This is a genomic window from Nitrososphaerota archaeon, from assembly GCA_029785825.1.
Lineage (GTDB): Archaea > Thermoproteota > Nitrososphaeria > Nitrososphaerales > Gagatemarchaeaceae > UBA183.
Map to the genome: position 1 here is coordinate 699,220 of JAFLYY010000001.1, position 17,381 is coordinate 716,600.

A 17,381-nucleotide genomic window follows, 5' to 3' on the forward strand; every position below is an offset into this window, starting at 1 on the left:
GCTACATCCCCATCGCGAGTATGGTGCTGGCGTTGGCCGCGACCAGCATCACGTCAGCGCAGTTCTCTATGGACTCGAGGACGTCCTTGACCGTTATCAGCTCCTTGACGTTGGTGGCGGTCCGCATCACCATGGCGACCGCTTCACGATAGTCGGTGTCCATCGAGCTTTCTATCTGCTGGACCTGGGCCGCCATCTGTATCGCCTGGTCCGGGTTGATCGACAGCGCCCGGATGCCGTCGTTCAGCTTCGATATGCCGTCGATGAGGAGCCCGAGGAGCTGGAGCACCGAGTCCCTGTACTTCTTGTTCTTGGCCGACCCCTTCTGCAGCTGCGACATCTTGAAGGCGACGCCGTTTATGTGCCCGAAGATGTCCTCCACTGCGAAAGCCCCCCTCATGATGTCCTCGCGGTTGACCAGGAGGGTCCCGACCTGGGAGAGCTCCCGGATCAGCGCCGTCCTGAGGGTCATGACGTCCTCCTCGGCCCTCTTGACCTTCTCCAGGGCCGCAGACACCTCGTTCTTCTCCCCCTTCGCCAGGCCGTTGAACTCTTCGAGGAGGACTCGTGTAGCGTCCAAGACCCGCCTCATCTCATCCTGGAGGACTACGACGACGCGCCTCCTTGCCTGGATCTCCCCTTCTTGTCCTGACACTTGATGCGCTCGCTCCGACCCTCCAAGAGCATTGAATTTAAGACTGAAGCGCCGCCGTCGGCGGGCTCGCCTGGCAGGGTGCCGGTGGGCCCTGGCGCCGACCGCTCTCCTTGCCTGACACTGGCGGACCTGTGGAAGCCGCCTTGCCCGGCAGGCGTGCGGTCCTTACTTCTTGTCGCTTTCCTTGGCGTAGTCCCTCAGCGGGGCAATCAGGTTGGTGAACTCCATGGGGAAGATGTACTTCGTCGACGGCGAGGCGCCGAGGGCCTTCAGCGTGTCGAGGTACTGGAGGACCATGGTCTTGGAGTCTATCCCCTTCGCCGCCCCGAAGATCTGGTTCAAAGCGCCTGCGTACCCCTCCGCCCTCAGTACCTGGGCCTGCTTGTCCCCTTCCGCCCTGAGGATGTTAGACTTCTTGTCCCCTTCGGCCACAAGGATGGACGCCTCCCTCTTCCCGTCCGCCTCGGTGACGGTCGCCCGCCTGGTCCTTTCAGCGGACATCTGGCGGACCATCGCCTGCTGCACGTCGGCCGGGGGTGTGATCTCCCTGATCTCGACGTTGGTCACCTTGATCCCCCACCTCTCCGTGACCTCGTCCAGCTTGGTCCTGAGGATCTGGTTGATCTCTTCCCTCTTCGCGAGCAGCTCGTCCAGCGGTATGTCCCCCACCACAGCCCTCAGCGTGGTGGTGGCTATCCCTATCGAGGCGCCCTCGAAGTTCTGCACCTGGACAATGCTCTGGGTGGCTTCGGTCACCTTGTTGTAGATCAGGAAGTCGATGTCTACCGGCGCGTTGTCCTTCGTGATGCACGTCTGGTGCGGGACCTCCAGGAACCTCTCCCTGAGGTCCACCCTGCTGGTCCTGTTGATGAACGGAAGGACGAAGACGACCCCGGGGCCCCTGGCCCCGACGAGCCTCCCCAGTCTGAACACCACAAGCCGCTCGTACTCCCGCAGTATCTTGATCGTGGACGCGATGATGGCGATGGCGGCTATGACCACGACCAAGTAAACGACGTAGTCGATGATGTCAGCGGTCGCGATGGCGAGAGGGACGGCCCCTGTTAGAATCAAGTTGACAACTTCTCTACGGTCAACGTGTTCCCGCTGACCCCTTTAACCGTTACCAGGTCCCCCTTCTTGAGCTCCTGGGAGGAGGTGACGCTCCACTCCTCGGACGCGACGGAGGCGACCCCTCTCCCGCCTCCCCTGAGGTCCGACTCCATGGTCCCCTGGCGCCCCACCAGGGCGGAGGGGTCGTTCACCTTCGGCCTCCGGCGGAGGGCGTCCCTTATCGACCTGAGGTAGAGGCCGGCGACCACGACGGCAGCGCTGAGGCCGACTATCAGCCCCCAGGCGATGTCGGGGATCCCCGAGAAGGTGGCGGCCGGAAGCGGCCCCGAGGCGGGGGAGCTGGCTGCGGCCGGGGGGAACTGGTAGATCAGGAAGAACCCGAGGATGAACACGACGACCCCGATCAGGGCGCTGATCCCGTGCTGGGTCTTGACCTCCAGGAAGATGAACGCGGACCCCACCACCATCAGGAGTATCGCCAGAGGGGACGCGCCGAAGACCCCCAGCCCGAAGAGGGCGAGCGCGACCATCACGACCCCCACCGCGGAGAGTATGACGGTGGGGTGATAGATGTCGGCGAAGACCGCGAAGACCCCCAGCAGGAAGAGTAGGCTGGAGACGTTCGGGTTGCTGAGCACCGAGATGAGCGTGGACCTGATCCCCGGGGTGTTGACCGGGGTCGAAGCAGGGACCCCGAGGTAGGCGAGCGCGCCCTGGACCGTCGTCGAGTCTATCACTCCGTTGACGACGTGCTCCTTCAGCGCCAGCTGGTCAGGGTACGACACCCCCTTGGTCACCATCAGAGAGGTCGCCGTCTGGTTCCGCCCGTGGTCGGCGGTGAGGGTGGACATGTAGGAGGAGAAGGCATTGATGTCCTTGGTCATGGTGGAGTTCTCCTCCCCGGTCGGGATCCCCGAGACTATGGGGGTGGCCGAGCCTATCGTCGTCCCGGGCTCCATGAATATCTGGTTGGACGACTCGGCGATATAAGACCCCGCAGAGAAGGCGTAGGCCCCCTGCGGGGCGACCACCGTCGTGAAGTTCCCGCCCCACTGCTGGTACCCCTGGATGGCCGTGATCATCGTCTGCATGCTCGCCCCGTCCCCCCCGTCTGTGACGAGGACCAGGACGAAGTTGCAGGCGCCCACGGACTCCGCGTTGGATATGCTCGAGGTGAGGAAGTCGGCGGCGCCCGGGTCGATCCCGGCGTTGAGGGACGCCACGTAGTAGGTCCCCGCCTGGCACGTCCCAGTGGGGGCCTGGCCGTGGGCCGGGACCGCCTGCAGCGCGAGCGCCAAGACCAGGGCCGCGGCCAGCGCGAACGTCAGAAGCCTCAAAGCGCCCCCGCGGCCCTCTCCTCTCACATAAACGTAGTCCGTCGCGGCTCCGGCGTGGCGGACCGCAACAGTGGCCCCCTGGGACGGGGGCCGGGAGGATTATCGGATAATAAGCCGCGCTGGAGAGCCCACGTCCGTGGGTGCGACTCGGGCGCGAAGGGTCACAGTCGTGGACCACCCGATGATCAAGGAGCAGGTCACGCTCGCGAGAGACAGGCGCACCAGCCAGGTCGCATTCAGGAAGGCGATCTACCGGCTCGGGCGTCTGATGGCTTACGAGTTCCTCAGGACGATGGAGACCCAGGACGAAGAGGTCGAGACCCCCCTCGGCGTGTCGAGGGGAGGGAGGGTCAAGGGGAACGACAAGATAGTCATCATACTTGTGCTGAGGGCGGCGATCCCTTTCGTAGAAGGGATGTACAAGAACTTCCCCATGGCCAGGACCGGGGTGATAAGCGCCTGGAGGGGGGACCCGCCTGACTTCCCCATCGAAGTGAGCTACGCCAAGATACCCCAGATCAGGAAGGACGACGTGGTGGTGATCGCGGACCCGATGCTCGCGACCGGACATACGCTCCTCGAAGTGGCGAGGAGGGTGGCGAAGCAGGGGAGCCCGAGGAGGCTGGCGTTCTTCTCTATCATCTCCACCATGCAGGGGATCCGCTATGTCGCCAAGGGGTTCCCCCGGGCCGAGTTCTACACCTGTGCCATAGATCCGGGGCTGGACGAGCGCGGGTACATCGTCCCGGGGCTGGGGGACGCCGGGGACAGGGCGTTCGGTCCCCCCCGCTGAGATGACCCCCCTCGACGTCCTGAGGCTTGCGGACGTCCTGCTTCTGGCGCTCCCGATGGTCGCCGTCTCCGTCCTCCTCGTGCTGAAGACCCGCCAGATCAGGGAGCTGCAGAAGCGGTACAACATCCAGATGGCGATATTCAGGAACCTGATGGTGGTGGGATACCTGTTCCTTGCCGCCGGGTTCTTCTTCCTCGCGGAGGACGCGGCGGAGTGGTTGGGGCTGGACTACTACCAAGGGGTGGCCAGGATGGGGTTCCACGCGCTCTCCCTGGTCATAGTCGTCGCGGTGACCTTGAGCCTCTACCAGTACCACAGGCTCATGGCGGCGCCCCCTACCCCTGGCAGCTAAGGAAGCTGCTTCCTCCGGAAGTACCCGACCCCCCGGAACAGGGTGGTCGGCCTCCCGATCTTCCCTCGCAGCTGCTCGGTGTCGACCATCCCTCCGGCCTTCAAGACGGTCAGGTGGTGCCTTACCGTGATGGGCTTCATCCCGATCTCCTTGGCTATCTGGTCGACGCTCATCGACTTCGTAGAGACAAGCTCTGCTATCCTGACCCTGGCGATGGCGGAGAGGGCCTTGTGGGCGTCGACGTTCCCCCAGGAGGAGGACATCAGGTCGAAGAGCTCGTCCAACTCGACCGTCCCCACTATGTTTCTGCCGTCGCTGACGTAGACCGTCCTGACCTTGGAAGTCCGGGCCACGTCTGCGACCTCCTTGAGTGATGCGCCCTCCATGACGACCGGGGCAGGACTGGACATCACTTCCGAGATCTTGGCGACGCCTGGCTGCTTTCCGGCCGCCAGGGCTCTCGCGAGGTCTATCATCCGCACCACCCCTATCGGACTCCCTCTGTCCCACACGAGGGCGTCAGTCCCATGCTCGGCTATCACACGGACCGCGGCCTCCATCGGCTCGTCAGGGGCCACTGTCTCGACGCTTGGGAGCGTTGCTGCTCAGCCCGGGGCTGCCAGATGCGCCGATGATATAAGCCAGACCGCCCCCCGTGGGGCTGGGCTGAGGCGACCAAGCGAGAGTCGCGGCCGTCTCGGCGGAGGGGCCGGCGGTCACCCGCTGACCCGCTTGACCTGCCCCTGATACATCTCCACTATCTCTTCTACGGTGGTCGCGTCCTCGGGGGCCTTGTCGTCCCTGTTCTTCCCTGTGTACTTGGGGAACCTGAGCGAGATCCCGGCCCCCTGCCTGACCCTTCCCATGGCCGCGGTGTGGACTGGAGAGAGCGTGAGCTCCGCCGCGATCACTTCGATCACAAGGTGGGGCCTGAACCAGACGTCCGGGACCATGTTCGACTCCACCCCGGGGGGCTTGACGCGGCTTTCGTAAGGTTCCAGGAGCCGAGGGAGCTTCTCCAGGTCCTGGTCGGAGAACCCGGTCCCCACCTTGGCGACGCTCGTGAAGACCCCCCGCTTCGAGTCGTAGGCGCCGAGCAGATACGTGCCGAAGGTCCCGGCCCTCCTCCCCCTCCCGTGGAACCCGCCTATCACCACCAGGTCTATGGTGTCAGTGAGCTCGCTCCTGTATTCGCGCTTGAGCTTGATCCAGGCGAACTCCCTGGCGCCGGCCCTATAGGGGGAGTCCGGGTCCTTCACCACCAGGCCTTCGCACCCGTCAGTTATCGCGTCCTCCATGAACTTCTCCATCTCCCTTGGGCTGGAGGTGGATATCCGCGGGACGGGCCGGGTCCGCGCGGTCTGCTCCACCACCTGCTCGAGCTTCTTCCTCCTGGCTGCGTAGGGCTTCCCTGTCAGGTCTGACGCCCCGGCCAGGAGGATGTCGAAGAAGTTCAGCGCCACAGGGTAGTCGGAAATCGCCTGCTCTACGCCGTACTTCCTCCTCCTGTGCATCAGCTCCTGGAAGGGGAGGTACTCGCCGGTGTCCTGGTTTATGGCGACCACCTCGGCTTCGAGGATGGCCCTCCGTGCTTTCACGTGCTCCCTGACGAGGTCGGCCGCGTCAGGATAGTGGGATGTGACGACCTCGAGCCGCCTGGAAAAGAGCGCGACCTTGTTCCCATCCCGGTGGATCTGGAGCCGCTCCCCGTCGAGCTTGTACTCCGCTGCCACGGTCTTCCCCCCCATCTTCTCGACTATGGCCTCGGCTGACGAGAGCCTCTCGGCCAGCATCGGCCTTATGGGGACGCCGACCTCCGCTGACACCCCCTCGAGCCCCTTGAGCCCCTTCGCTGCGGCGCTGGCCACGATGAAACCCAGGTCAGGGTGGACGTTGTACGCGTGCTCGATGGGGCCCCGTGCCTCCTTCCCTCCCAGGAACGCCAGTGCGGACGCGTCGAGGACCGTGTAGTCGGCGACGCCGAGCCTGAGCTCCCCCGTGACCGTCCGCATGATGAACTTCGCCTCGAGGGGCGAAGCGTCGTTGAGCAGGGAGGCCAGCTCCCTCAGCTTCGCGTCCATAGACCCGGAGCCGCTCTGGCGGGCTATCCGCAGGAGCGTGTCGTAGACCCTCCGCAGGGTCAGCCCCTCGCTGAACAGCGTCCCCTGGTTCTTGCTCGTCAGGAGCTCCTCGGCCGCGGTCCCGATGTCGCCGTGCTTGACGTAGACGGCATAGACCCTGTCCTGGGAGAGGCCGGCGGCGTTGGCGAGCGCCCGGAGAGCGAGCTTCTCGGCCACCCCTAGCTCGACCCCCTCGTAGTCAGGGCGGAGCTTCCCTTGTGTCATGTAAGCCAGGGAGGCGAGCTCGTCTTTCGGTGTAGACTTCAGCAGGTCGGCGAGGACCCTCGTGATCTCGTTCCTCCCGGATATGGCCTCCAGCTCGTCGTACTTCGAGGCGACCTCGGAGTAGTCCAATCGCGCTGGATGCGCCCCCCGTGCCTATCTCCCTATCGGTGCGGCCCCGGCGGACGCACGGAGGGTCCTGCATTTCCCCGCCGCCCGGAAAGCCTTAATTGCGATTGAAAGGGGTCTTCCTCAGATAAACATGGGCGGAGTGAAGAATAAGTCCCTGGCATCGATGGAGAAGTCGCAGGACTCCAGCGAGACGGCGCAGGGAGACGCCACTCAGACGAAGGGGAAGAAGACGAAGGAGAAGTCGGGGCCCCAGCAGAGGAAGCAGCTTTCGTTCCTCCCCGCGAAGCTGAGCGACGCGGACCTCCTGAAGACGTTGACCCCTCTGAAAGCGATCACGATATACTCCGCGTCGAGGGCCCTGGGAGTGAACGCCTCCGTGGCTTCCGGGGTGATAAAGGGGCTCGAGGCCAAGGGTTCCCTGAAGCGGAGAGGCGGTTTCAGCGGACACGGCGTCTGGTCTACGAAGTAGTTTCTTCTTTATTTGCGGCGAGGGACACTTTCACCACGTCTCCCGACCTGACCGCGTCGAGCCTTTCCAGCCCTGATTCCATCTTCCCAAGCGGGTTCAGGGGCCGGTCGCTCCTGGCGTCCCCTAGGAAGACGCAGACGAGCCCTCCGGACGGGAGGAAGGCGACGTCCCCCCTGGTGAACTGGCTCCGGGGCTTTTCTACCCCGACCTGGATCTGGGAAAACAGGCAGACCATCGGCGGCTGGACGGATGCCCTGCTAGCGAGAGGGAGGGTGCGGAGGAAGGCGTTCACGGTGAGAGGGGCGAGGTGGCGGTAGAGGGACATGGTCCCTTCGTCCTTCGCTCCGACGGAGACGATGCACTCGACCTTCGACACCGAGCCCGCGGCCGCGGGGGTTTCCGTAGTCATCTGGGGAGCCCCGGCCGGCGGTCTTAATCTGCTTTGAGCTGGTGCGGAGGACCGACCGCAGACTACCCAGAACCGCCACAGGAAAGACTTATGTTCCGACCCAGTCGGGCGAGACCAACTCCTGGTCCCCTTGTCCCCAACTAAGACCGTCAGGAAGTCGAGACAGCCGTCGCTTACAGGTTTTGAGGTCAAGATAGGCCCCCCGAAGCTCACCCGTTTCGAAAGGGCGCGGATAGTCGGCGCGAGGTCGCTTCAGCTCGCCATGGGCGCCCCGGCTTTCGTACCACTGGAAGGGGCGTACAAGGGGCCGATAGCGACCGCGATGCTCGAGCTGGAAGCTGACGCGCTCCCCATCTCCATCCGAAGGTCGCTCCCCAACGGCCTTACCCAGGACATCCCCATCAAGGCGCTCGCCTAGCCGGGGACGACGTGGTGCCCCGCAGAGCCGTCTTCGCGACAGAGCAGCTCCCTCCCGTTGCCAGAGAGATTCTCAAGGAATACGACCTTTTCGAGGTCGAAGCCGACGGCGCGTCGCTCGCGAAGTGCGAGGCGCTGATCTGCTGGCCCCACAGGGTGAAGCCGGAGCTCATCAGGAAGATGACCGCCCTGAAGATGATCCAGGCGATGTCGGCAGGGGTCGACAGCTTCGACTTCGCGTCCCTCCCGCCCGGGGTGACCGTCTACTCCAACGCCGGCGCGTTCGCGGAGTCTGTGGGCGAGCACGCCTGGGGGGTCCTCCTGGGGGTCGCGAAGGGGGTGCACCTCCGCAACCAGAGGTCCGCGCCCCGGAAGCTGCGGGGGAAGACCCTCCTGGTGGTGGGCGCCGGAGCCATCGGGTCCGAGGTAGCCAGGCTGTCAAAGTCCCTGGGGATGAAGACGGTCGGGATCTCCAGGTCTTTCCGGGACCCTGGCGCTTTCGACGAGAGGGCGCCGCTCTCCTCGCTGGCGGATAAGCTGGGGGAGGCGGACGCGGTGGTGATGGCCCTACCGCTCACCAGAGAGACGCGGGGGCTCGTGACCTACGACCTCCTTTCGAGGACGAAGGACGGCGTCATCCTCGTCAACGTCGGGCGGGGGGAGAGCATCCAGGAGGAAGGGACGCTCCGCTGGCTGAAAGAGAGGCCGGAAAGCAGGTTCGCGACCGATGTCTTCTGGGACAGAGAAGGGAGGGAGTCGTTCGACACGCCCGCTTGGGACCTTCCCAACTTCGCAGGGACCCTGCACGTCTCGGGGGTCCCCCTCGGAGACGACCTGACGGGGGTGAGGGTGGCGGCCGCCAAGAACGTGAAGAGCTTCTTCGAGACAGGAAACGCAGCCAACCGGACAGACCCGGCGGAATACCTCTGACCGCGGCCGCACCCCCTTCCGAAGGCCCGCACGGGGCCCTGGGCCGTTCGGGGCGGGTCCCATGAGACGCCTAGGCAGTGGTTAAATACGCGGTGCCGGGCCCGTGCCGAACAAGGTCAGCCATATGCCAAAAAAGAAATCCGACACGAACGCGTCAGAGGGACACAAGGCCACTGAACAGGCCGCAACACCAGCACATCAGAGCACGCCAACCCAGAGGACCGCACCGTTGAACCACATCTTCGTGGGTCAGAAGCCTGTGATGAACTACGCCATGAGCGCACTCATCCAGCTCGCCCAGGCAGGAGAGGTGACGGTGAAGGCCAGAGGGATGGCGATCAGCAGAGCAGTCGATGTGGCAGAAATCGTCACCAAGAGGCTGGGGAACGGCCAGTTCAAAGTCAAGGACATCGGCATAAGCACCGAGGTCGTTGGCGAAGGCGCCGAAACACGGAACATCTCCTCGATCGAGATAGTCGTCGGCAAGTAACAAGAGCAACCCATCCAATCCTGGTTTGGTAAGGAGAGGTCAGCGGAAGCTCTGGCCGGCTGCTGGAGCGCTCGCAAGCAGGGCGAGCTTGTCTGACCTCCCCAGTTTCTTTATCTCCGCCTCCCGCTCCAGCGCCCTTCCCCGGCTCTCTGCGGGCTCGGAAAAGGCGAGCCTGACCGGTCTCCGACCGCGGGTGTACTTCGCCCCTCGCCCCGAATTGTGCTCTTCGACCCTCCTCGCCAGGTCGGTGGTGACCCCAGTGTACAGAGTCCCGTCGGCGCACCTGACGATGTACACGTAGTATGGAGCCACGCACCCCCTGCGAAGACTCCGACTAAAGGACAGTCTCGACGCCGGCTCCCGGTCGCGCCGGTGCGCTAGCCGATTATTTTTTGCGCACGGGTCGCAATATTTTCCGAGCGCCGGGGATAAAGTTATAAGAGAAAATTCTCGGCGGTCGAGCAACAAAAAGTTGGTCGACACTCGCACGCAGCCCGTCTCGCGGTCGGGCGTTGCGGCGCCGAGGTTTGCTGACGGGGATCTCTACAGCCTAGCAGAGAAGCACGGCACCCCGTACTTCCTGATAGACGAGGCGACCCTGAGGAGGAAGGTCTCCGAGATGGAACAAGGCTTCAGCGAATACAAGGGGGTGTTCAGGGTCGCGTACTCGGTGAAGGCGAACTTCAACCCCTCGGTGATAAGGACGTTCGCGAGCGAGGGGATACTCTTCGACCTCACCGCCCCCAGCGAAGTCGTCTTCGTGCAGAAGGCAGGAGGCTCGGCCGAGAACGTGATGTACACCAGCATCACCGAGACAGAGGAGGAGTACGAGCAGGTGCTGAAGATGGGGGTGCGGAAGATCGTGGTGGCGAGCCACACCGGGTACCTCAACCTGGCGGAGGCGGCCGCCAAGCTGAACGTGACGGTCAGCGCGATGATCAGAGTGAACCCCGAGGTCCACGTGCACGCCGAGCTCCGCGGGTCCATGGGCCACGGGAAGTTCGGGCTCCAGTTCAACGGAGGGAGCCAGGACAGCGCCCTGGTCGTCCTGAAGAAGATCCTCGCGACGCCACTGCTGAACTTCGAAGGGTTCCACTTCCACCTAGGGAGCCAGATCGAGGACCCGTCCTGCTACGCGGAGGCGATAGAGAAGCTCGAGGCGTTCATACTGGGCGCCAGGAGGCAGCTCGGAGAGTTCAGGGTCAACACCCTCGACATCGGAGGGGGTCTCCCGGTCCCCTACGGGAAGAAGGTGCCGTCCCCCAAGGACCTCGGAGGCAAGATAACCGGACAGCTCAACAGCCTTGTGGAAAGCATCGGGGACAGGTTCACGCTTGTCGCGGAGAGCGGGAGGTTCCTCACGGCAGAGTCGACGGTGCTTGTGACGCGGGTGGTCAACATGAAGAGCTTCGGAGAGACGAAGTACATCTATGTCGACGCAGGTTACAACGTCCTCCTCGACTCTGCGCTGCTCAGGCACGAGTACCCGGTGGACGTCGTCCCCGGAGGGAAGCCGTCCCCGCAGAAGGTCGCCCTGGTCGGGAGGCTCTGCGACCCGCTCGACGTCTTCCCGATCTCCAGCCGGTCGAAGCTCGGAGGGGCGGAGCTCGGGAAGCTGGTCGTCTTCCGCGAAGTCGGAGCGTACTCTCTGGTCATGAACATGCCGTTCCACAGCCAGCCGAGGCCCCCGGTCCTGATGCGAGGGAGCCAGGGGAGCTACTCGGTGGCCCGGAAGGGGCAGGACGTAGAGCGGCTCTTCGCCGACGAAGGCGGAGACTGCCTCCCGAACTGAGTCTTCAGCCACCGGACCGGGGCGGCCCGGGAGAGGCTCTCTTTCGGCCTTGGGCGAACTGAAATATCCGCCGCCCGGGGGCTGCGGTAGAAGTGACACTGGAAGTCATAGTCGGGCCGATGTTTTCAGGCAAGACGTCCGAGTTGATCAGGCTGGTAGAGCGCGAGGTCTACGCCAAGAAGAAGGGGGCGATATTCAAGGTCGACTTCGACAGGCGGTACAGCGAGAAGGAGGTCGTCACCCACAACGGGCTCAGGTACGACGCCTATTCGATATCTTCTTCGGACGAAGGGGTGAAGAAGATCGAAGAGGCAGCAGAGTCCAACGGCCTCGACGCCATAGGGGTCGACGAAGTGAACTTCTTCCCGGAAGCGATCGTGAAGGTCCTCGACGGCCTCGCCGACCGGAGGAGGGTGATCGCGTGCGGACTGAACCTGGATTTCCGGGCCGAGCCGTTCCGGACCACGATGGAGCTGGCAGCCAGGGCCGACCGGGTGAGGTACCTCAGCGCAGTCTGCGTGGTCTGCGGGCAGGAGGCCACCAGGACGCAGAGGCTCGTGGGCGGCAAGCCTGCCCCCAAGGGCTCCCCGGTGATCGCCGTCGGCGGGAAGGAGATGTACGAGCCCAGATGCAGGAAGTGCTACGCCCCCCCGACGTGACCGCCGTTAGAACTCTTGATAACACCCGCAGGCGGGTCCATGAGGGCGTAGCTTTTGGCGCACCAGCCCAAGGACGAAGAGGGGAGGCCGTATCACGTCAGGTTGTCGAAGGCAGATGTCGGAAGGGTGGCCCTCCTCCCGGGGGACCCGGGGCGGGTCCCGCTCATCGCAGAGCGCCTCGACGGCGCCAGGGAGCTTAACTCCAACAGGGAGTACGTCGCCTACGGCGGGGCGACGGGAGGGGAGAAGGTGGTGGTCATGAGCACAGGCATCGGCGGGCCTTCGACCGCCATCGCCGTCGAAGAGCTGGCGCGACTGGGGGTCGAGGTGATGATACGGGTCGGCACCTGCGGTGCCATCCAGCCTGCCCTGAAGCTGGGGTCGCTGGTCGTCGCGGATTCGGCCGTCAGGATGGACGGCACCAGCCGCCAGTACATCATGGACGGGTACCCTGCGGCGGCAACTCCGGGGGTGGTCATGGCGCTGGCGGAAGCTGCCGCGTCCCTTCACAAGAAGGCGGCAGTGGGGGTCTCGGCCTCGACCGACTCGTTCTACGTGGGCCAGGGGAGAGAGGGGTTCGGCGGATACCTCCCCTCCGACAAAGCGCGCGTAGTGGAAGACCTCCGGGCGGCGAAGGTCCTCTGCTTCGAGATGGAAGCGGCCACGCTGTTCACCCTGGGGAGGCTGTTCGGACTCAAGACAGGGGCCGTCTTCGCGGTGATAGCCAACCGCGCGACGGACGAGCTCGGCCACGACGTCGGGGTGGACGACGCGATAGAAGTGGCGCTCGCCGGGGTAAGGGGCCTGAAGAAACACTCCGTCTAAGGGGCCAGGACAACCCCGAGCACGTCCCGGCCCATCATGTGTCCGAGGGAGCCGCGCTTGGCGTCGGCCTCCGTGAACCTCCTCCCGTCCCCCTTCTCGGAGGTCACGAGCAGCGGGAAGGGGTCGTCGGAGTGCATCTTGATCGTGCAGGGAGTGCTGTGGTCGCAGGAGACCCCCAGGCGAAGGCCCTCCAGCTTCCCGGCCACGGAGAAGAAGTCCCTGTCGATCTCCTCGATGCTCCTCTTCTTCCCCCGGGCGTCGCCGTCGTGCCCGAACTCATCGGGCCCCTTGATGTGAACGTAGACCAGCCCCCCCTCGCGCGCAGCCGACGCGAACAGCGACGCTTTCTCCCGCAGGTCGCGCCTGTCCTTTATCGGGACCATGGTCATCCCGAGGAGCTTCGCGATCCCGACCTCTGCCGGCATCTCCACCAGCGCGGTCCCCTTGCGCCCGTACTTCTCCTCGAAGGACTGGAGCACGGGGATGTGGTCGCCTGCGTCGCGGAGGAGGACGCAGTTGGCCGGGAGCTTGCCAGCCTCCGCCCTCTCGGCGTTGACCTCGCTCTTCTGAAGCGCCCTGGCAGCCTTGGCAGCGAACTCGTTGACCAACTCGGCGGCCCTCGCCGCGCCCGCGTCCCTGGTCTCAGGGACGCTCTTCGCCACCCGGTCCGTCCCCTTGGTCTCCTTGGCCGCCCCGAACCCGCCGACCCTCGAGTACGCCGGGTCCGTGTTCGAGATCATTGCCGAGAGAGGGCGGCCGGCCCTGATCACGAGCACGCCGCGGTAGGACACGGTCGCCCTGAAATCGAACTCGGCGCCGGCGAGCGACACCCGGCTGATGTCCTTGGCGAGGCGCTCCGCTTCGTCCTGGGTCAGGTCCCGCCCCGCCCTCCTGTCGACTATCACGTCCCCCCTCGCGGACGCCAGGTTCGCCCGCAGAGCCAGGTACCCGTCCTTCATCTCCATCCCCGAGCCCACCGCCTCCACCACTCCCCTCCCGGGGTAACCCGCGCCGAAGGAGTATCCGAGCATGCTGAAGACCGCTATGTCAGACTCCGGGGCTATCCCCTTCCCGACCGAAGTGACCGTCCCCAGCCTAGACCTCGAGGCTATCCTGTCGAGGTTTGGGGTGTACGCACCCTGCAGCGGGGTGACGAAGTTGAGCCCCGGGACGGGCCTGTCGCCGCACCCGTCGAGGAGGACATATCCGGCCTTCAAGCTCCCGGGACAGGGGCGCCGCGGGTCCCCATTTGTCCCTTTCCCAGATCCCGGCAGAGCGTCTCGGCGCCTGGCCGCGGCGCGGAGAGATCCGGTTTCCGGCCCGTCCGCCTCCAAAGGCTAATATCGTGTCAGGGGCGCCGCAGGCGCGCCTATGGTAGAGATCAGGAAGGACTACTTCACGGAAAAGCTCTCGATAATCCTCCCCGACAGGGGGCTGAAGCCGGGCCAGGTCATCCCGCAGCGGGCAGAGAAGTGCAACTACTGCGCGGGGAACGAGGAGATGACCCCCCCGGCGGACCTCGTCCTTGTCAAGCGGGGCGACACCCTGCTGAAGCAGACCGACTCGGAAGGGGACGTCGTGAAGAACTGGTCGGTGAGGATCTTCCCGGCGAAGAACCCTCTAGTGGTCCCGGCCGCGCCTCCTTCATACGGGGAGCCCCCCCACTACAGCGAGCCGGCGGTGGGGTACCACTACGTGCTGGTGGCGACCCCGAGGCACGACCAGCCGTTCTCGAAGATAGACACCGAGCAGTGGACGAACATACTCGCGTCGCTGCAGGACAAGGTCAGGTGGCTCTACTCGCAGAAGGGGGTGAGCTACGCCCTGGTCTACGTGAACAGCGAGAAGGACGGGCCCCCCACGGCGGTCCACCCCAGCATCCAGATGGTGACCACCCCGCGGGTCCCTCCCGCCGTGGAGGAGGAAGCGGACACCGTCCAGACGTCCCTGAACGACCTGGGGGTCTGCCCGATGTGCCAGGTTGTGACTGCGGAGACGGGAGGGCCGAGGCAGATCCTGGCCACCGACTTCTTCCTGGCGTTCGCCCCCTGGGTGTCGACGCACCCCTTCGAGTTCTGGGTCTACCCGAAGAGGCATATGACGAGCCTGCTGAAGCTGTCCCAGAAGGAGATGATGGACCTGGCGCTGATGCTCAGGTCGACCCTCGGAGGTCTGGCCAAGGCCCTCGACTCCCCGAACTTCACGATGGTCTTCCACAGCTCGTCGGAGAAGAAGACCACGAAACAGATACACTGGCACGTCGAGATCTACCCCAAGAGGGAGAGATGGACAGGGCTCGAGCTGGGAGGCGGGATATACGCGAACGAAGTGTCCCCTGAGGGGGCCGCCCAGGTCCTGGGAGCGAGCTCCAGGAAGGAGCTGGCCCAGCTCGTCGGGATAAAGTAGGACGCCCCCTTACTTGGAGCCCAGCCTCTGCCTGAGCTTCGTCAGGAGCCCGGTAGGGAGTGGGTCGACCCCCCTCAGCACGGCCAGATAGTAAGACGCCATGTCCAGCTTGTAGGCCATGGTGGCGAGCTCCGCCAGGGCCGAAGGGCCCGAGCCTTCCACGGAGATTGGGACGGCGCCCCTTAGCCTTATCGCGGAGCCGAACCACCCCATCCTCGTCGACATCTTCGGGTCGTCGGCGGAACAGCGCAGCAGAATCGGGACGAAACGCCGGTCAGGGCTCTCCCAGGTCTCGACGTCGTTGTGCATGGCCTCCGGGACCTCCTCGAAGAAGGCGTGGGTCTTCGCGTTCTCGTTGACGGAGTTGCAGAACCTGACCCCGACCCCTCTCGTCACCCGCGTCCCGTAGACCTTGGGCGTGGACCTGCGGACGGCGAGGGCGAGCGACTTCGCGGCGTTTCTCGGCGCCGGTACGTCGGCGGACAGCCCCCTCCACGCCGACCCGAGCGCCTCTGCGGCCTGTTCGGCTTCGGCCCCGGCGGAGAGCCCCAGGGCCGCGTCGATGATCCTGACGCAAGCGAACAGCATCGCCGGAGTGCCGTATCTGGGGGCCTTCACGGTCGGCAGCCCGACGAACGGGACCCCGGACGCCTCGGCCAGCTCCTTCATCTCTCCTCCCCCGGACACCACGACCACGTCCGCCCCCTTCGTAATCGCCGACTTCGTCATCCCTATCGTCTCCAGAGTCCCCCCGGAGGCGCTGCAGGCGAGGGCGAGGGTCCCCTTCATGTCGCCGCCGGGGATGGCCCCTTTGTACACCGAGACCTCCCTCGCGTCCCTCGCGAAGAGCCACCCGGAGATTATGTCGCCGGCTGACGCTGACCCTCCCATCCCGAGGAAGACGACGCGGGAGTAGCCTCCCCCGGAGAAAGGGCCCGCCGCGGAGAGCCCTTGCCGCGCCAGCGCGGGCCACTCGCGATAGATGGAGTAGACGTCTGACCTGTCCACCCGCGGCTGACCCCCGAACTGGTCTTTCAAGGCACGGCTACCTCCCCGGTCAAGAAGACGCTGCCGTCCAGCCTATCTTCCCTTTCTTTGCGCCGGCGCTCTTCCGTTCCTGAGACGTGTCCGCGAAGGCCCTCCTTATCGCCGCCTCCTCTTCCCTGGAGAGGACGAGCCCCCGCCTCTCCATCATCCTCCTCTGCGTTTCGAGGACCGATTCGAGGACTAGTTCGACCTTCTTTTCTGCCGCTCCGTCGAAGTAGGTGAAGCTCGGGACATCCGAGGCGGCCAGTCCCGAGACGTGCGACCCGGTCCCCACGGACCTCCCGGCGTGGACGAGGGAGCCGATGGAGAGCTTGGCCATGTCTCCCACCACTGGGCCGAGCTTGACCATCCCGCTGTCCACCCTCTCCGCGGCCACGGTCGGCCTGACGGTACCGTAGGTGTTCTTCAGGTTGCTGAACGTGCACCCGGCCCCGAGGTTGACCCAGGACCCGACGTAGGAGTCGCCTACGTATCCGTGGTGCGCCTTGTTGGTGTACGGCATGATTATCGAGTTCTCGACCTGCCCGCCGATCTTGCACCCTTCGAAGACGGAGGTCCCGCCCCCGATGAGGGCCGAGTACACCTTCGTCCTGGGGCCGATGTAGCACGGCCCCATTATCCTGCTGAAGCTCTCCACGGACGCCCCCCTGTCGATGACGATGGGCCCCAGCCTCGCATCGAACGTCGTCTTCCCCTCCACCTCCGCGGTGCCTTCCACCATCAGGTTCGTCGCGGGCCCCCTCACCTCCGCCTCCCTCGGCAGCGTCAGCGGGTCTTCGAACCTCTTCGACTGCTCCGCGATCGCGAGCCCGTTGCTCTCGACCAGGTCCCAGTAACCGCCGAAGAGCGGGTCCTGCGGAGGGGCGACCTTCTTCGCCTTCCTGACGACGCCCGCGACCGCGCCTTTCGTCAGCACCCCGGGTCTGAAAGGGACGGTGTCGAGCCGCGCGGCGACCAGCGTCCCCCCCGCGACCGCAGCGAACGGCTCCGAGGAGGAAGCGGGAGAGACGAGTTCCGGCGTGGGCCTGGCCCGGGCGTTCACGAAGAAGGCGGGCCCGCGGACCTTCTCGTTGTACTGCCTCCCGGTGACCTCCCTGGACAGGGCGGCGAGCTCCGGCCTCCCCCAGAGGATTGGCTCCCTGGCGTCGGGTATCCGCTCCAGGAGGGCGGCGAGGAGGGTCTTCGTCCCCCAGCGGAGGAGGCTGGTGTGCCTCAGCCGGACGAGGGGCCCGAAGCCTGCGATGCCCTCGTC

Annotated in this window: 20 protein-coding genes; 10 read left to right on the plus strand and 10 right to left on the minus strand. The window is 65.1% G+C overall.

Annotated elements, in window-relative coordinates:
- Position 1: 1 nt before the first annotated feature.
- The 3 genes from JRN21_03790 to JRN21_03800 all read right to left on the minus strand — a co-directional run bounded on the left by JRN21_03790 (position 2) and on the right by JRN21_03800 (position 3,066).
- Entirely contained in the window at positions 2-655 is a 654-nt protein-coding gene (locus JRN21_03790; protein ID MDG6988428.1) for a DUF47 family protein, read from the minus strand.
- A gap of 165 nt (positions 656-820) precedes the next feature.
- Complete coding sequence (locus JRN21_03795; protein MDG6988429.1) at positions 821-1,699, minus strand: SPFH domain-containing protein; 879 nt, start codon at positions 1,697-1,699, stop codon at positions 821-823.
- Between the two features lie 26 nt (positions 1,700-1,725).
- Positions 1,726-3,066, minus strand: a complete 1,341-nt coding sequence (locus tag JRN21_03800) for a nodulation protein NfeD (GenBank protein MDG6988430.1) — start codon at positions 3,064-3,066, stop codon at positions 1,726-1,728.
- Positions 3,067-3,247: 181 nt separating this feature from the next.
- Here JRN21_03800 and upp point away from each other — a divergent pair, with 181 nt between their 5' ends.
- Together upp and JRN21_03810 are read left to right on the plus strand one after the other, a co-directional pair.
- Positions 3,248-3,859: a uracil phosphoribosyltransferase gene (gene upp / locus JRN21_03805; GenBank protein ID MDG6988431.1), complete on the plus strand. Its 612-nt coding sequence runs from the start codon at positions 3,248-3,250 to the stop codon at positions 3,857-3,859.
- 1 nt (position 3,860) lies between these two features.
- Complete coding sequence (locus JRN21_03810) at positions 3,861-4,211, plus strand: hypothetical protein (GenBank protein ID MDG6988432.1); 351 nt, start codon at positions 3,861-3,863, stop codon at positions 4,209-4,211.
- Here the strand turns inward: JRN21_03810 and JRN21_03815 are convergent.
- Both JRN21_03815 and JRN21_03820 read right to left on the minus strand, forming a co-directional pair.
- Entirely contained in the window at positions 4,208-4,789 is a 582-nt protein-coding gene (locus JRN21_03815; protein ID MDG6988433.1) for a CBS domain-containing protein, read from the minus strand. The genes JRN21_03810 and JRN21_03815 overlap by 4 nt on opposite strands.
- A 138-nt stretch (positions 4,790-4,927) precedes the next feature.
- Positions 4,928-6,685: an ATP-dependent DNA ligase gene (locus JRN21_03820; GenBank protein MDG6988434.1), complete on the minus strand. Its 1,758-nt coding sequence runs from the start codon at positions 6,683-6,685 to the stop codon at positions 4,928-4,930.
- A 139-nt stretch (positions 6,686-6,824) separates the two neighbouring features.
- Here JRN21_03820 and JRN21_03825 point away from each other — a divergent pair, with 139 nt between their 5' ends.
- On the plus strand, positions 6,825-7,154 hold the full coding sequence (locus tag JRN21_03825) for a hypothetical protein (protein MDG6988435.1): 330 nt from the start codon (positions 6,825-6,827) through the stop codon (positions 7,152-7,154).
- Here JRN21_03825 and JRN21_03830 read toward each other — a convergent pair.
- On the minus strand, positions 7,144-7,563 hold the full coding sequence (locus JRN21_03830; GenBank protein ID MDG6988436.1) for a hypothetical protein: 420 nt from the start codon (positions 7,561-7,563) through the stop codon (positions 7,144-7,146). The genes JRN21_03825 and JRN21_03830 overlap by 11 nt on opposite strands.
- Before the next feature lie 130 nt (positions 7,564-7,693).
- Here JRN21_03830 and JRN21_03835 point away from each other — a divergent pair, with 130 nt between their 5' ends.
- The 3 genes from JRN21_03835 to albA all read left to right on the plus strand — a co-directional run bounded on the left by JRN21_03835 (position 7,694) and on the right by albA (position 9,400).
- Positions 7,694-7,981, plus strand: a complete 288-nt coding sequence (locus tag JRN21_03835; protein ID MDG6988437.1) for a DNA-directed RNA polymerase subunit K — start codon at positions 7,694-7,696, stop codon at positions 7,979-7,981.
- A gap of 14 nt (positions 7,982-7,995) precedes the next feature.
- The gene (locus JRN21_03840) at positions 7,996-8,910 is read left to right on the plus strand and encodes a 3-phosphoglycerate dehydrogenase (GenBank protein ID MDG6988438.1); all 915 of its coding nucleotides are present in this window, start codon (positions 7,996-7,998) and stop codon (positions 8,908-8,910) included.
- Positions 8,911-9,034: 124 nt separating this feature from the next.
- Positions 9,035-9,400: a DNA-binding protein Alba gene (albA, locus tag JRN21_03845; GenBank protein ID MDG6988439.1), complete on the plus strand. Its 366-nt coding sequence runs from the start codon at positions 9,035-9,037 to the stop codon at positions 9,398-9,400.
- Between the two features lie 39 nt (positions 9,401-9,439).
- On the opposite strand, the gene JRN21_03850 is transcribed toward albA, so the two are convergent.
- The gene (locus JRN21_03850; GenBank protein MDG6988440.1) at positions 9,440-9,712 is read right to left on the minus strand and encodes a GIY-YIG nuclease family protein; all 273 of its coding nucleotides are present in this window, start codon (positions 9,710-9,712) and stop codon (positions 9,440-9,442) included.
- Positions 9,713-9,872: 160 nt separating this feature from the next.
- Between JRN21_03850 and JRN21_03855 the strand changes: the two genes are divergently transcribed.
- The 3 genes from JRN21_03855 to JRN21_03865 all read left to right on the plus strand — a co-directional run bounded on the left by JRN21_03855 (position 9,873) and on the right by JRN21_03865 (position 12,676).
- Positions 9,873-11,192, plus strand: a complete 1,320-nt coding sequence (locus JRN21_03855) for a hypothetical protein (protein ID MDG6988441.1) — start codon at positions 9,873-9,875, stop codon at positions 11,190-11,192.
- 119 nt (positions 11,193-11,311) lie between these two features.
- Complete coding sequence (locus JRN21_03860) at positions 11,312-11,851, plus strand: thymidine kinase (GenBank protein ID MDG6988442.1); 540 nt, start codon at positions 11,312-11,314, stop codon at positions 11,849-11,851.
- Between the two features lie 54 nt (positions 11,852-11,905).
- Entirely contained in the window at positions 11,906-12,676 is a 771-nt protein-coding gene (locus JRN21_03865; GenBank protein ID MDG6988443.1) for a nucleoside phosphorylase, read from the plus strand.
- On the opposite strand, the gene apgM is transcribed toward JRN21_03865, so the two are convergent.
- Entirely contained in the window at positions 12,673-13,893 is a 1,221-nt protein-coding gene (gene apgM / locus JRN21_03870) for a 2,3-bisphosphoglycerate-independent phosphoglycerate mutase (GenBank protein ID MDG6988444.1), read from the minus strand. The genes JRN21_03865 and apgM overlap by 4 nt on opposite strands.
- Before the next feature lie 154 nt (positions 13,894-14,047).
- Here apgM and JRN21_03875 point away from each other — a divergent pair, with 154 nt between their 5' ends.
- Complete coding sequence (locus JRN21_03875) at positions 14,048-15,082, plus strand: galactose-1-phosphate uridylyltransferase (protein MDG6988445.1); 1,035 nt, start codon at positions 14,048-14,050, stop codon at positions 15,080-15,082.
- Between the two features lie 9 nt (positions 15,083-15,091).
- On the opposite strand, the gene JRN21_03880 is transcribed toward JRN21_03875, so the two are convergent.
- Both JRN21_03880 and JRN21_03885 read right to left on the minus strand, forming a co-directional pair.
- Complete coding sequence (locus tag JRN21_03880) at positions 15,092-16,120, minus strand: hypothetical protein (protein ID MDG6988446.1); 1,029 nt, start codon at positions 16,118-16,120, stop codon at positions 15,092-15,094.
- Between the two features lie 19 nt (positions 16,121-16,139).
- Positions 16,140-17,372: a hypothetical protein gene (locus JRN21_03885; GenBank protein ID MDG6988447.1), complete on the minus strand. Its 1,233-nt coding sequence runs from the start codon at positions 17,370-17,372 to the stop codon at positions 16,140-16,142.
- Between the last annotated feature and the right edge of the window lie 9 nt (positions 17,373-17,381).

What these genes read in the sequence shown, in the direction of transcription:
- JRN21_03860 (MDG6988442.1), top strand. Translation starts at nt 11,312, where the DNA reads ATGTTTTCAGGCAAGACGTCCGAGTTGATCAGGCTGGTAGAGCGCGAG.
- upp (MDG6988431.1), top strand. Translation starts at nt 3,248, where the DNA reads ATGATCAAGGAGCAGGTCACGCTCGCGAGAGACAGGCGCACCAGCCAG.
- albA (MDG6988439.1), top strand. Translation starts at nt 9,035, where the DNA reads ATGCCAAAAAAGAAATCCGACACGAACGCGTCAGAGGGACACAAGGCC.
- JRN21_03875 (MDG6988445.1), top strand. Translation starts at nt 14,048, where the DNA reads ATGGTAGAGATCAGGAAGGACTACTTCACGGAAAAGCTCTCGATAATC.
- JRN21_03830 (MDG6988436.1), bottom strand. Translation starts at nt 7,563, where the DNA reads ATGACTACGGAAACCCCCGCGGCCGCGGGCTCGGTGTCGAAGGTCGAG.
- JRN21_03810 (MDG6988432.1), top strand. Translation starts at nt 3,861, where the DNA reads ATGACCCCCCTCGACGTCCTGAGGCTTGCGGACGTCCTGCTTCTGGCG.